The sequence below is a fragment of the Gottfriedia solisilvae genome (assembly GCF_002128405.1).
GTDB lineage: Bacteria > Bacillota > Bacilli > Bacillales > Bacillaceae_G > Gottfriedia > Gottfriedia solisilvae.
The window spans coordinates 160,881-175,363 of the sequence record NZ_NETJ01000004.1 but is presented as its reverse complement, the minus strand read 5'-3'; the positions used below and the strand labels follow the sequence as shown (position 1 = coordinate 175,363).

Sequence of the window (14,483 nt, the reverse complement as noted above, 5' to 3'; positions counted from 1 at the left end):
AGTATGAATGAAATTATTATTAAAGGGGCTCGGGCACACAATCTTAAAAACATTGATGTGACGATTCCGCGTAATCAACTTGTTGTCGTTACTGGATTATCTGGATCGGGAAAATCCTCACTAGCTTTTGACACAATATACGCAGAAGGACAACGAAGATATGTAGAGTCATTATCTGCATATGCTCGTCAATTTTTAGGCCAAATGGATAAACCGGATGTAGACTCGATTGAGGGTCTATCTCCGGCCATTTCGATTGATCAAAAGACGACAAGTAGAAATCCTCGTTCAACAGTTGGTACTGTAACGGAGATTTATGATTATTTACGTCTACTATATGCTCGAATTGGTACACCAATCTGTCCAACTCATGGAATTGAAATTACATCTCAAACAGTAGAGCAAATGGTTGATCGTGTGATGGAATATCCTGAGCGTACAAAAATACAAGTGCTTTCTCCAGTTATTTCTGGTCGTAAAGGTACACATGTAAAAGTATTTGAAGAGATTAAAAAAGAAGGCTTTGTTCGTGTACGTGTAGATGGGGAACTTTATGACGTATCGGATGATATAGAATTAGAAAAAAATAAGAAGCATTCAATTGAAGTTGTAATTGACCGAATTGTGATTAAAGATGGAGTAGCATCTCGACTAGCTGATTCACTTGAAACTGCATTAAAGCTAGGAGAAGGCCGAGTTATTATTGATGTAATTGGAGAAGAAGAGCTTCTTTTCAGTGAACATCATGCTTGTCCACATTGTGGTTTTTCAATTGGAGAGCTTGAGCCAAGAATGTTCTCATTCAACAGCCCATTTGGAGCATGTCATTCATGTGATGGCTTAGGTACAAAATTGGAAGTTGATTTAAGTTTAGTCATCCCTAATGAAGAACTTACCTTAAAAGAAAATGCAATTGCACCGTGGGAATCAATCAGTTCTATGTATTATCCACAACTTCTTGAAAGTGTATGTAATCATTATGGAATCAATATGGATATCCAATATAAAGATATACCGAAACACCAAAGAGACAAAATACTTTATGGTAGTGACGGAGAACAAATCTATTTCAGATATGATAATGAACAAGGTCATGTTCGTGAAGCAATGATTGAATTTGAAGGTGTTATTTCAAATGTTGAAAGACGTTACAAAGAAACAACATCTGATTATATTCGTGAGCAAATGGAAAAATACATGGGTGTGCAGAGCTGTCCAACATGTAAAGGACATAGACTAAGAAAAGAAGCACTTGCTGTATTTATTGGTGAGTTACATGTAGGTGAAGTAACAAAGATGTCTGTTAAAGAAGCATTTGACTTCTTTGATACCCTAAACTTAACTCCGAAACAAGAACAAATTGCTAACCTAATCCTTAGAGAAATTAAGGAGAGATTAGGATTTCTTGTTAACGTAGGATTAGACTACTTAACTTTAAATCGAGCAGCTGGTACATTATCCGGTGGTGAAGCACAACGTATTCGTTTGGCAACGCAAATCGGTTCAAGATTAACAGGTGTTCTTTATATTTTAGATGAGCCGTCAATTGGGTTACATCAACGAGATAATGATCGCTTAATTTCTACACTATTAAATATGCGCGATATTGGAAATACACTGATTGTAGTTGAACATGATGAAGATACAATGTTAGCGGCAGATTATTTAATTGATGTTGGACCTGGCGCTGGTGTTCATGGTGGACAAATCATTTCTCAAGGTACGCCAAAAGAAGTAATGGAAGATAAAAACTCATTAACTGGTAAATATTTATCAGGTGAAAAGTTTATTCCCGTACCTCTTGAACGAAGAAAAGGTGACGGTCGTGAAATTAAAATCGTCGGTGCAAAAGAAAACAATTTAAAAAATGTTTCAACTTCATTCCCATTAGGCACATTTGTTGCTGTAACAGGAGTGTCTGGTTCTGGAAAGAGTACTTTAATTAATGAAATACTATATAAATCATTAGCTCAAAAATTAAATGGTTCAAAGGTTCGTCCGGGAGAACATAAAGAAATTAAAGGGATTGAGCAATTAGAAAAAGTAATTGATATTGATCAGTCACCAATTGGTCGTACTCCACGTTCGAACCCAGCGACATATACTGGCGTATTTGATGATATTCGTGACGTATATGCGTCTACGAATGAATCAAAAGTCAGAGGATATAAAAAAGGTCGATTCAGCTTCAACGTAAAAGGTGGAAGATGTGAAGCTTGTCGCGGAGATGGAATCATTAAAATTGAGATGCATTTCCTACCGGATGTATATGTACCTTGTGAAGTATGTCATGGGAAACGATACAACCGAGAAACGTTAGAAGTGAAATATAAAGATAAATCTGTATCAGAAGTATTAGATATGACTGTTGAAGATGCAGTTGTATTTTTCGAGAATATCCCAAAAATCAAACGAAAACTTCAGACATTAAATGATGTAGGTTTAGGATATATTACACTTGGACAACCAGCGACAACGTTATCAGGAGGGGAAGCACAACGTGTAAAACTTGCTTCTGAACTTCATAAGCGTACCAATGGTCGAACATTATATATTTTAGATGAACCGACAACAGGATTACATGTAGATGATATTTCACGACTACTAGTCGTACTACAAAGATTAGTAGAAAATGGGGATACGGTTCTTGTTATTGAACATAACTTAGATGTCATTAAAGCAGCCGATCATCTGATTGACTTGGGGCCAGAAGGTGGAGACAAAGGTGGAACGATTGTTGCAACTGGTACACCAGAGGAACTTTGCAAAGTAGAAGCTTCTCATACAGGGAAGTATTTAAAAGCAGTTCTTGATCGAGACAAAAGCCGAATGGAACAAAGAATGGCATTAATGGAATCATAAAAAAGTAATGAAAAACAAAGAGGGGAAACTACATTCTCCTCTTTGTTTTTGTATGTGTAAGTGAGCAGTTTTCTGATAAAAAGAACCCAAAAAGGATTTGATATGCTAGTTTTCGTTTTTTGGACATTCTTTTTGTTTGTTTTGGCATAGAATAAATTATAAAGTATTTATTATAATAATTTTTATATAAATAGAGGCTGGATAGTTAGAGAGGAGATTACTGTGAGAAAATTATATCGATCTTCTAAAGACTCAATGCTTGCAGGAGTATGCGGTGGTTTGGGTCAATATTTTAATTTTGATAGTACATTAATACGATTACTTTTTGTTTTATTATTTTTTATCGGATTTGGTGCTATATTTTTAGTTTACTTAGTTTGGATTTTTATTGTTCCAAAAGAAGGCGAAGTGTAAATTTTATGAGATGGTTATTTTCATTAGCAATTAATAGTTTAGTTTTTATTGTAGTAGCTGGTTTTCTTCAACCAGATTTTTATGTAGCAAATATACCAACAGCAGTCGTTGCTGCACTAGTTTTATCTGTATTAAATACGATCATTAGACCAATATTAATATTTATCACATTACCCGTAACGATTTTTACACTTGGTTTATTCCTGTTTATTATCAATGCGATTACATTAGAAATGACGGATTATATCCTTGGAGATGCAATCAGGGTTAATGGATTTGGTACAGCAATATTAGCGTCAATTTTGATTAGTACATTTAGTATGTTAATACAGTATTTTGTATTTGATCCAAAAAACAAAAAAACATCTGAACGCAAATAAAAGCTCCCTTTTTGGGAGCTTTTTACTTTTGAAGAAAATTCAATAAAGAGTTTTTTTCAAAATGAATGGGAATGATTATTTACCATGTTTACCTTTATGGTGATTGTCATCGTCATGCTTCTTATCATCGTCATCATGCTTCTTTTTTTTCTCAACGACAACTGTAATATTCGCTGAATAATTTTGATAGCTAGCTTTAATGCTTGTAGCACCTTTAGCTTTTGCGACAATTTTGCCGTCTGAGAAGGTAACAATTTTTGTATTTCCAATTTTATATTTTACATCTTTAGTAATATCTTTTTTTGTTCCATCTGTATAAACTGCAAAAATTGTAATTGACTGCTTATCACCTTGCTGTAATTTCAATTTTGAAGGGTTAGCAATAATGTTCTTGATTTTCACTGGTGATTGTACAAAAACTTTACCTTCTGATTTTGCACTAAACTCCTCATAAGAAACAGTAATGATTACATTGCTTTTTCCTTCTTTCACTGCAGTTACAATTCCATCTTTAACAGTAGCAACTGAAGTATTAGAGCTTTGCCAAGTCAAATTATCTTTTATAACTTCCTTTGAACCGTCCGAATAATATCCATAAACCTTTAATGGAAGAGTTTTACCTACAGCTAACTTAAACTCTTTTAAATCAATTTTGATACTTTCTAATTCGACTTTGTCTTCAACGTTTATCGTTAATAAAACATTAAAATCTTTATAAGAGAATTGTAATTCTGTTGTGCCAATGTCTTCCCCAGCAGTAATAAGACCGTTTTCGAATTTTACAAGTTCATCAATATTTTCAACTTTCAATTCAGGACTCTTTGTCACGTCTTCTTTTTCGCCAAGATCATTTATATAAGTAAGGATAATTTCTTTTGATTCACCAGGTGTGATTGTTATTTCGTTTTCAGATAGTGTTAATCGATCTTCAACGAGATTTACTTCTTCTGCATGAGCTACTACGTTAGTAAAAAACGGCATAAAAAAAGTAACTGCAAGTAGGAAAGAACATACTCCATTAGTCCATTTCTTAAACATAATTCCACCTCTATCATTTTATTTTGTTAACAATATTAATATCGGCATCGTTTTAATGTTTTTGTATATGAGCAAAGGCAATTAGCAAAACTTATTTCTTTCAATTAGGCTATTGTTAAAAAATAAACATTAATAGCTCCTTCATATTAAAAGTAGAAAATTCCTACACAACTTTGCTTTATAAAAATATAACTACTATTTCTCGACATTTTCCCACCAACTTTAAAAATGGTACAATATGAAAAGATAAATTTATAAATTGATATGAAAAACGAAATTTATAATCTAGGAGGCTCATGAATGGGTAAGTTACGTACGAAGGATATAGTTGAGCATTTTAAATTAGATGTAATAAGTGGTAGCGCAGGATTAAAAAGGTCCATTAATACGACTGATTTATCTCGGCCTGGAATTGAAGTTGCAGGGTTTTTTACATACTACCCATCTGATCGTGTACAGTTATTGGGGATGACTGAGCTAACATTTTATGAAAGTTTAACGGACGAGCAAAAAGAAGACAGATTAAAAAAACTTTGTGCAGAGGATACACCTTGTATTATCGTGTCCCGTGGGCTTGAAATTCCTACAGAATTAATTGAAGCAGGTGAAGAAACAGGGGTTCCAATCTTACGTTCTGGTAGTAAGACGACTAAATTATATAGCAGACTGACTAGTTATTTAGAAGCTAAATTAGCACCAACAACTGCATTACACGGTGTATTAGTTGATATTTATGGTGTTGGTGTATTAATTACTGGTAAAAGTGGTGTTGGTAAAAGTGAAACCGCACTAGAATTAGTAAAACGAGGTCATCGCTTAGTTGCTGATGATTCAGTTGAAATCCGTCAAACTGATGAAGATACTTTAATCGGTTCTTCTCCGGAATTAATTGAGCACTTATTAGAGATTCGTGGACTAGGTATTATTAATGTGATGACACTGTTTGGAGCAGGTTCAGTCCGTACTTATAAACGAATAACGTTAAATATTGATTTAGAAATATGGGATTCACAAAAAGTATACGATAGAGTCGGTTTAGATGATGAAAAGCTAAGAATTTTAGATACAGACATTTCAAAAATTACTTTACCTGTTCGTCCTGGTCGAAACTTAGCTGTTATTATTGAGGTTGCAGCAATGAATTTTAGATTGAAAAATATGGGTGTTAATGCAGCTCAACAATTTGCTGATCGCTTAGAAAAGGTAATAAAGGGCGGTAATAATACAAATTTAGATGATCTAAACGATTTAATATAAAAATGAAGTGGGGAAAAAATAGATGGAATCAAATATACAACCATTAGATAAGGTGTTTTTTGAGCTAGGACCTCTTTCTATTAAGTGGTATGGGGTATTAATAGGTATAGGTGTCTTATTAGGTTTATGGTTAGCCATTCGTGAAGGGAAACGCCGCGGGGTTCATGAAGAAACTTTTATGGATATCGTATTAATTGCAGTTCCATCTGCAATATTAGGGGCAAGAATTTACTACGTATTATTTGAATTCGATTATTATTCTAAGCATTTAAATGAGATTCCACAAATATGGAATGGTGGCTTGGCTATACACGGTGGTTTAATTGGTGCATTTATTGCTAGTTATATTTTTTCAAAGAAAAAAGGTATATCATTCTGGAAATTAGCTGATATTGCAGCTCCTAGCATTCTTGTTGGACAAATGCTTGGACGCTGGGGAAATTTTATGAATCAAGAGGCTCATGGGGGAGAAGTTACTCGTTCATTTTTAGAGGGTCTACATTTACCAACTTGGATTATTAATCAAATGTATATTGATGGTGCTTACTACCACCCAACATTCTTATATGAATCAATGTGGAGCTTGCTAGGAATTATCTTATTATTGTCTTTAAGAAAGGTAAATCTAAGACGTGGTGAAATGTTCTTAACTTATTTAATTTGGTATTCAGTTGGTCGATACTTTATTGAGGGTCTTCGTACAGATAGCTTAATGTTAACAGATACAATTAGAATGGCTCAGTTTATTTCTGTATTAATTATTGTGTTTGCGATTATTGTTCTTGTTTATCGCAGGGTTAAAGGATTATCTAATGATCGTTATTTAGATGCATAATCAATAGAAATATCGGGTGAGGGGGGATTCGTTTTGGAAACATTGAAAAATGGGTTAAAAGTAGGTTTGTTGACATCTTGGAAGATGGGGAAAATTATCTTTCCAATTTCATTCATTTTAACGATCGTGAAAGAGACGAGTCTCATGGACTGGTTTGTTAACCTTCTTGAACCATTAATGAGTTTTATCGGTTTAAAAGGTGATGCAGCAATCGTTTTAGTTTTAGGTAATGTATTAAATTTATATGCCGCGATTGGCGCGATGCTTCCAATGGATTTAACGATGAAGGAAGCCTTAATTTTGGCAGTTATGCTAAGTTTCTCTCATAATTTATTCATAGAAACGAGTGTAGCAACCGCGGTAGGGATTCGAGCTTCCTTTGTAGTTTTTGTGAGGGTAGGTTTCGCAATCATATCTGCATTATGTTTGCATTTCTTCTGGCCAGGTGGAACTGAAATTGTTCATAAGGGAATAGCAGTTGCAGAGGTAGCAAACATTAGTGGTATGGAGTTAATAAAAACAGCCATTATTGCATCTGCTCTTGGCATTTATAAGTTAGTTATTATCGTTATTCCTTTGATGGTAGTGATTCAATTTGCAAAAGATTTAGGCTGGATGAACTACATTACAAAATTCTTATCACCTTTTACAAAATTACTAGGTGTAGAATCTAAGGCTGGTGTTACATTGGCAGCAGGTTTATTTTTCGGATTAGCTTTTGGTGCTGGTGTTATGATTCAGGCAGTAAAAGAAGATGGCGTATCAAAGAAGGATTTATATTTAGTATTCTTGTTTTTAGTGGCATGTCATGCGGTAATTGAAGATACACTGATCTTTATCCCATTAGGCATTCCAGTATGGTATTTATTTGCCATAAGATTCTTTGTTGCATTAATTGTTACATGCTTTGTAGCAAGAATAATAGGTAAGGTTAGTAAGAAATCCGAAACTAGCTTGAACGCAGAAATGAAATAGTAGCAGTTAGAGAGGGAAATCTAATGAAAATTACAACATTATTATTTGACTTAGATGGTACATTGATCAACACAAACGAACTAATTATTGCGTCATTCATGCATACATTAGAGAAGTTTTATCCTGGAAAATATAAACGTGAGCATGTTATTCCATTTATGGGACCAACATTAACGGAATCTTTTTCAACAGTTGATGAAAATCGTGTAGATGAGCTAATTACAGAATATCGTCGCTTTAATGTTGAGATGCACGATGAATTTGTAGAAGAATATGAGACTGTTTATGAAACGATTGAAACATTACACGAACAAGGTTATAAAATTGGTATTGTGACGACGAAGGCAAGAAATGTAGTAGAAATGGGTTTAAGCTATAGTCGTTTGAAACAATTTTTTGATGTTGTTATTACAATTGACGATGTTCAAAATGCGAAGCCACATCCAGAGCCAATACAATTAGCGTTGAAAAAGCTAAATGCTACGCCTGAGGAAACTATTATGGTAGGCGACAACTACCACGATATAGAAGGTGGTAAAAATGCTGGAACGAAAACGGCAGGCGTTGTATGGTCACTTAAAGGAAAAGAATTTTTAGAATCGTATCATCCAGACTATATGTTAGAAAAAATGAGTGATATCTTAACAATAATAGGAAGCGAAGAAAAGTGAGAAATACAAAAAGATACAATATTGAGGGGAAAAACTCACTTTGGCAGCTTTACAAGACAGTATCATTTTGGAAAACTTTTCGAAATGTAATCGTAATTGAAGCTGCACGATATATTCCATTTTTTAGCGTGAAAAACTGGATGTATAGACGACTAATTGGTATGAAAATTGGTAATTACACTGCTTTTGCTTTTAAAGTTACTCCAGACTTAATGTTTCCAGAGCTAATCTCAGTAGGGAATAATTCAATCATTGGTTATAATACTACGATTTTAGCACATGAATATTTAATAAATGAATATCGTTTAGGAGAAGTAATAATTGGGGATAATGTGTTAGTTGGCGCAAATACTACGATATTACCTGGCGTAGTAATTGGTGATGGAGCGAAAATTTCTGCAGCAACTTTAGTCAATAAAGATGTACCAGCAGGAGCATTTGTTGGAGGGAATCCAATGACAATCATTTCGATACCTGATGCTAAAAGTAGTATTAGTAAGTAAGGTAATATTTGTAAAATAAAAAAAGTGGTTCCATTATTCATTGTTTTATGTAAAATAATAAATTGGACTACTTTTGAATTTTTTAAAGATGGAAATTGTTCGTCGTATACAAATTCTTATAATTTGGACGACGACTATTTCCTCTTTTTGTATGATATACTGTGATAAGCTGGAAAAACTGGAGGATCGAATGTCTGAAAATTTGGGGAATCAAACAAATCAATTTCATAATGTCGTTTCGTTCTCGTTACCGAAAGATTATTTCTACGAAAAAGGTATGAAAGCTTATAATAGTAACGATACTGACCAAGCGATTTATTATTTAAAGAAAGCTGCTGAAAACGAAGAAAATCAGACTGTACTAGTTGATATTTCTCGTAAGCTTTTAACAATGCATCAATACCAAACGTCTATTACAATTTTAGAATATATATTAGATAAATTTCCTGCAAATGAAGATGTGTATTATTTATTAGCATTTGCATTTTTTGAGTTGGGATTATTTCAAAAAGCTAATCTTTACGCCCAAAAGTACTTAGAAATAGGTACTGATGAAGACCAGTTAGATGAACTGGAAGATTACTTAGATATTATCCATAGTGAAGAAGATGATGATCTAAGCATAAATGATGATTTGCTTGTTCTTCAAGAAAGAGTAACAAGTTATTTAGCTAACCATGATTGGAAATCTGCCAAAACAACTTTACTGAATATAGTGGATAAATACCAAGAATTTTGGCCAGCATACAATAACTTGGCTTTAGTTGAACTACATTTAGGGAATCATGAAGAATCCGAAAGAGTACTTCATTATGTATTAGAACAAAATCCTGGAAACCTTTCAGCACTTATTCATTTAACAATGTTAAAAAGAATTCTAAATGAACAAGAGGCTGCTCAAGAATACTTGATGAGTTTGTCTAATATTGTTCCGATATCGGAGGAACATCGCCATAAACTTGGTGTATTGTTTTATCAATTCCAACAATTTGAACAGGCATTTAAGCTATTTCACTTACTTTATATAGATAGACCGAATCGTGAGGTCCAATTTTATTATATGTATAGTGATGCAGCATACAGATCTGGTCGAATTGAACTTGCAGAGCGCATCTGGAATTTAGAAATGTCAGAAGCTTTTGATGACCATGAAGAGCTGGCTCCCTGGGTCGAGAAAAAACATTCAACGAATGAAATTGAAAAACTAATGTCAGAAACAGAGTATCAAGCAAAATACTCTAATTCTAATAGTGAGCGTTGGGGTTTAATCTATTTTATGAAGGAATATTATTATGATCAAAAATTTAGTTCAATCCTTCAAGATTTAGAACCGTTAGATCATATCGGTATCGATGAACAAATAGAGCAAGTATTGTTAAATAATATGTGCTATATGGAACCACATCCATCATTAAAAATTGTCATAGATGGTGCGAAAAAAATTCAAACTCATTGGGAAGATGACTATGTACTTCTACGAAATCAGCTTCAATTATGGTTTTTCTCAATTTGTGAATTAACATTGAAGTATAAAGAATTACCAGTAAATGAAAATGTTTTATTAGCAGCTACGCATTATCTTGTAGAAAATGAAGAAAAACGTGTATCACAAAAGAAAATTGCAGCAAACTATAATATATCTACTTATTTGTTAAATAAAGGCATTAGCGCCATTCGAAGCTTGTTTTAATACCAAATGGTGTTAGGCAAGCTTTCTTTATTTTTACATGAGCATATGATTTGTCGTTTTCTGTGGTTTAGTTATAGGATAGTGTTAGTTAATAATCTAGGTAAAAGCGTTATTCAAGTACAAGGAGTGGAAAAGTAATGGAAGAAAAAATTTATGACGTTATTATCATTGGTGCAGGACCAGCGGGGATGACTGCAGCGGTTTACACATCTCGTGCAAATCTGTCTACTTTAATGATGGAACGTGGAGTGCCAGGTGGCCAAATGGCTAATACCGAAGAAATTGAAAACTATCCTGGTTTCGATAGTATTTTAGGACCTGATTTATCAAACAAAATGTTTGATCATGCAAAAAAGTTTGGTGCTGAATATGCTTATGGTGATATAAAAGAAATCGTTGATGGTAAAGAATATAAAACTGTTATTGCAGGTAAAAAAGAATATAAAGCGCGTGCGATTATTATTACAACAGGTGCAGAATATAAGAAAATCGGTGTTCCTGGTGAGCAAGAGCTTGGCGGTCGCGGAGTATCTTACTGTGCTGTTTGTGATGGCGCGTTCTTTAGAGATAAAGAATTAGTAGTAATAGGTGGTGGAGATTCAGCTGTTGAAGAAGGCGTGTATTTAACTCGTTTTGCTTCAAAAGTGACAATTGTTCACCGTCGTGATGAACTACGTGCACAAAAAATCCTTCAAGATCGTGCATTTGCAAATGAAAAAATTTCATTTATTTGGAATACGACATTAAAGCAAATTAATGGTACAGATGGCAAAGTTAGTGGAGTTACATTAGTAAATACACAAAGCGGTGACGAATCAGAGTTTAAAACTGATGGTGTATTTATCTATATTGGAATGCTTCCACTTACAAAACCATTTGTTAACTTAGGTATCACAAATGAAAATGGATATATTGAAACAAATGATGTAATGGAAACAAAAGTTCCTGGAATTTTTGCAGCTGGCGATGTACGTGAAAAAACATTACGTCAAGTAGTAACAGCTACTGGTGATGGAAGTATTGCAGCTCAAGCAGTTCAACATTATGTTGAAGAACTAAAAGAAGAGTTAACGAAAACAAACTGATTCCAACAAACAGCTTACTTTTTTTGCCGAATGGTAGAAACGTTAAAATGTAAATGGAATTGTAATATTCTGAAATTTATATGTAATTAGGGTGTAACTTTCTTGCAATATAAATACTGTATTATAGATAACAACCAGAGAGCCCCCTAATATATATGGAACATGGATATGCGCTTGTCCATGTTCCCTTTTTTTGTTTATCGAAAATAACCTAAATTAAATCCTAGATTGGAACATAACATTATGTTTTAACTAGGATTTTTATATGTCAATTTTCCTTTCAGTATTTCAAGTGATCATTCATGGTTACAAGTTGTTGTTGTAGTTGTTTAAAGGTATAATATAGATTGGGCAGTTACAACTAACTGTAAGAAGATTGTAAGTGAGGTATAGAAAATGCAAAGAGTTACACATTGTGTTTTGTTAAAAGAAAATAACATCCTCCTGTTACAAAAGCCTAGAAGAAACTGGTGGGTTGCTCCTGGCGGAAAGATGGAGCCAGGTGAAAATATTCGAGAAGCAGTTGTTCGCGAATATCGAGAGGAAACCGGTGTCTATTTAAAAAACCCGAAATTAAAAGGTGTTTTTACAATAATTATAGAAGAAAATGCAAAAGTAGTTAATGAGTGGATGATGTTTTCATTTTTAGCTACTGAATTTGACGGTGAAAACCAAGATGAATGTGAAGAAGGGATTCTTCGTTGGCATTCAATTGATGATGTAAAAAACCTTCAAATGGCTGAAGGGGATTTTCATATTATTGACTATCTACTAAAAGGTACTGAAATTCTACACGGTACATTTGTATATACACCAGATTTTGAACTATTACGCTATCGATTAAATCCAAGTTAATGAATAAATCTTAGAAAGGGTGGAATTAGAGTGGCTACAAGATCACATGTAAACATGGTCATTATTACCGGAATGTCAGGTGCTGGTAAAACAGTAGTTGTGCAAGCATTAGAAGATATAGGATATTTCTGTGTAGATAATCTTCCGCCAGCATTACTTCCTAAGTTTGTAGAATTATTGAAAGATCCAGATCATCATACAACAGATAAAGTTGCGCTTGTAATGGATCTTCGTGGACGAGAATTTTTTGATCAATTAGGAAGTTCATTAGATCAATTAATGACAACTCCTTCAATCATCCCACAAATATTATTTTTAGATGCTACAGATTCTGCATTAGTTACAAGATATAAAGAAACTCGTCGTTCGCATCCATTATCACCAACAGGATCTCCTTTAAAAGGAATTGAGATGGAACGAGCATTATTGGCTCAAGTGAAGGGGCGCGCGCAGTTAATATATGATACGTCAGATTTAAAGCCTAAAGCTTTAAGAGAAAAGATTATTAAGCAATTCCGTCAGAATGAACAAGAAGGTTTTTCAGTAAATATTGAGTCATTTGGATTTAAGTATGGCATTCCAATTGATGCTGATTTAGTATTCGACGTTCGTTTCTTACCAAATCCTTTTTACATTGAATCGATGAGACCTTTGACTGGCCTTGATAAAGAGGTTTCCTCATACGTACTGAAATTTAACGAGACAACTGAATTTATGTTGAAATTAATTGATTTAGTTAGTTTCATGTTACCTCAATATAAAAGAGAAGGTAAAAGACAATTAATCATAGCGATTGGTTGTACAGGGGGTCAACATCGATCAGTTACACTAGCAGAATACTTAGCCAACTACTTTAAAGACCAATATGATACAAACGTTAGTCATCGTGATGTTGAGAAAAGGAGTCACAAATAATGCCGAGCGAACAATCAAAAATCGTCATTATTGGAGGCGGTACGGGCCTGTCTGTTTTAGTACGTGGTTTAAAAAAACATCCGGTAGATATAACTGCAATTGTAACAGTAGCTGATGATGGTGGAAGTTCAGGACGTTTAAGAGATGAACTGAAAATTCCACCTCCTGGAGATGTTCGTAATGTACTGGCAGCGTTGTCAGACGTGGAACCAATGCTAGAAGAATTATTCCAACATCGTTTTACAACAACAGGAGATTTATCAGGTCATTCACTTGGGAATTTAATGTTAAGTGCAATGACGGATATTACTGGGGATTTTTATCGCGCAATTATAGAGATGAGAAAAGTATTAAATGTAAGAGGGAAGGTCATTCCGGCTGCGAATCAGAGCGTTGTTTTAAAAGCAGAGCTTGAAGATGGAACGATTGTTTCTGGTGAGTCGAAGATACCTTATTCCGGTAAGAAGATTGAAAAAGTCTTTCTATCTCCTAGTAATGTAGAACCGATAAATGAGGCTATTGTTGAAATAGAGAAGGCTGATTTAATTGTGATCGGTCCGGGTAGTTTATATACAAGTATTCTACCTAATTTATTAGTAACAGACATTGGTAAGGCTGTTATTTCTGCTAAAGCAAAAAAAGTATATGTATGTAATGTAATGACGCAGGCTGGCGAAACATTACATTATAGTGCAAGTGATCATGTAAAAGCATTGAATCAACACATGGATTCAAGCTTTATTGACACGATTATCGTAAATGAAGGGAAAATCCCAACTAATATTTTAAAACGATATAATGAGGAATTATCACAACAAGTATTATTTGATTTAGATCAACTGAATGAATTAAACCTTGAAGTTGTTACAAAGCCAATCATTAAATATGATAATAACGTCATTAGACATGACACTGTAAAACTGGCTGAAATATTATGTGACTTAATTCCAACTAAAGTTAAAGTTAAAAAAGGTAAAATGAAATAAATTTTTAAAATGTGTTA

Annotated in this window: 14 protein-coding genes; 13 read left to right on the top strand and 1 reads right to left on the bottom strand. The window is 33.8% G+C overall.

Features of this window, described 5'->3' with window-relative positions:
- Positions 1 to 3 precede the first annotated feature (3 nt).
- The 3 genes from uvrA to CAB05_RS14095 all read left to right on the top strand — a co-directional run bounded on the left by uvrA (position 4) and on the right by CAB05_RS14095 (position 3,656).
- A complete protein-coding gene (gene uvrA / locus CAB05_RS14105) occupies positions 4 to 2,862 on the top strand; it encodes an excinuclease ABC subunit UvrA (protein WP_088001700.1) in 2,859 nt (952 codons plus the stop codon).
- A 222-nt stretch (positions 2,863 to 3,084) separates the two neighbouring features.
- Positions 3,085 to 3,276, top strand: coding sequence for a PspC domain-containing protein (locus tag CAB05_RS14100; RefSeq protein WP_088000825.1), 192 nt, complete (start codon positions 3,085 to 3,087; stop codon positions 3,274 to 3,276).
- A gap of 5 nt (positions 3,277 to 3,281) precedes the next feature.
- Positions 3,282 to 3,656 (top strand): phage holin family protein, encoded by a 375-nt coding sequence (locus CAB05_RS14095; protein ID WP_088000823.1) that lies wholly within the window; start codon positions 3,282 to 3,284, stop codon positions 3,654 to 3,656.
- A gap of 75 nt (positions 3,657 to 3,731) precedes the next feature.
- Here CAB05_RS14095 and CAB05_RS14090 read toward each other — a convergent pair whose 3' ends face one another.
- Positions 3,732 to 4,694 carry an Ig-like domain-containing protein gene (locus CAB05_RS14090; RefSeq protein WP_088000821.1) on the bottom strand — a complete coding sequence of 321 codons (963 nt, stop codon included), beginning with the start codon at positions 4,692 to 4,694 and terminating at the stop codon, positions 3,732 to 3,734.
- 300 nt (positions 4,695 to 4,994) lie between these two features.
- Between CAB05_RS14090 and hprK the strand changes: the two genes are divergently transcribed.
- From hprK to mgfK, 10 genes are all read left to right on the top strand, one after another.
- Positions 4,995 to 5,951: an HPr(Ser) kinase/phosphatase gene (hprK, locus tag CAB05_RS14085; protein WP_088000818.1), complete on the top strand. Its 957-nt coding sequence runs from the start codon at positions 4,995 to 4,997 to the stop codon at positions 5,949 to 5,951.
- A gap of 22 nt (positions 5,952 to 5,973) precedes the next feature.
- On the top strand, positions 5,974 to 6,786 hold the full coding sequence (gene lgt, locus CAB05_RS14080) for a prolipoprotein diacylglyceryl transferase (RefSeq protein ID WP_088000814.1): 813 nt from the start codon (positions 5,974 to 5,976) through the stop codon (positions 6,784 to 6,786).
- A 33-nt stretch (positions 6,787 to 6,819) separates the two neighbouring features.
- Positions 6,820 to 7,761: a nucleoside recognition domain-containing protein gene (locus CAB05_RS14075; protein WP_235821499.1), complete on the top strand. Its 942-nt coding sequence runs from the start codon at positions 6,820 to 6,822 to the stop codon at positions 7,759 to 7,761.
- Positions 7,762 to 7,784: 23 nt separating this feature from the next.
- Positions 7,785 to 8,432 (top strand): pyrophosphatase PpaX, encoded by a 648-nt coding sequence (ppaX, locus tag CAB05_RS14070; protein WP_088000812.1) that lies wholly within the window; start codon positions 7,785 to 7,787, stop codon positions 8,430 to 8,432.
- The gene (locus CAB05_RS14065) at positions 8,429 to 8,935 is read left to right on the top strand and encodes an acyltransferase (protein ID WP_088000810.1); all 507 of its coding nucleotides are present in this window, start codon (positions 8,429 to 8,431) and stop codon (positions 8,933 to 8,935) included. The genes ppaX and CAB05_RS14065 overlap by 4 nt, the downstream gene beginning before the upstream one ends.
- A 190-nt stretch (positions 8,936 to 9,125) precedes the next feature.
- Complete coding sequence (locus CAB05_RS14060) at positions 9,126 to 10,625, top strand: tetratricopeptide repeat protein (RefSeq protein WP_088000808.1); 1,500 nt, start codon at positions 9,126 to 9,128, stop codon at positions 10,623 to 10,625.
- A gap of 137 nt (positions 10,626 to 10,762) precedes the next feature.
- A complete protein-coding gene (trxB, locus tag CAB05_RS14055) occupies positions 10,763 to 11,710 on the top strand; it encodes a thioredoxin-disulfide reductase (RefSeq protein WP_088000806.1) in 948 nt (315 codons plus the stop codon).
- Between the two features lie 396 nt (positions 11,711 to 12,106).
- Positions 12,107 to 12,565: an NUDIX hydrolase gene (locus CAB05_RS14050; protein ID WP_088000804.1), complete on the top strand. Its 459-nt coding sequence runs from the start codon at positions 12,107 to 12,109 to the stop codon at positions 12,563 to 12,565.
- 54 nt (positions 12,566 to 12,619) lie between these two features.
- Positions 12,620 to 13,480 carry an RNase adapter RapZ gene (gene rapZ / locus CAB05_RS14045; protein WP_088001696.1) on the top strand — a complete coding sequence of 287 codons (861 nt, stop codon included), beginning with the start codon at positions 12,620 to 12,622 and terminating at the stop codon, positions 13,478 to 13,480.
- The gene (gene mgfK, locus CAB05_RS14040) at positions 13,480 to 14,466 is read left to right on the top strand and encodes a gluconeogenesis morphogenetic factor MgfK (RefSeq protein WP_088000802.1); all 987 of its coding nucleotides are present in this window, start codon (positions 13,480 to 13,482) and stop codon (positions 14,464 to 14,466) included. The genes rapZ and mgfK overlap by 1 nt, the downstream gene beginning before the upstream one ends.
- Positions 14,467 to 14,483: the final 17 nt, after the last annotated feature.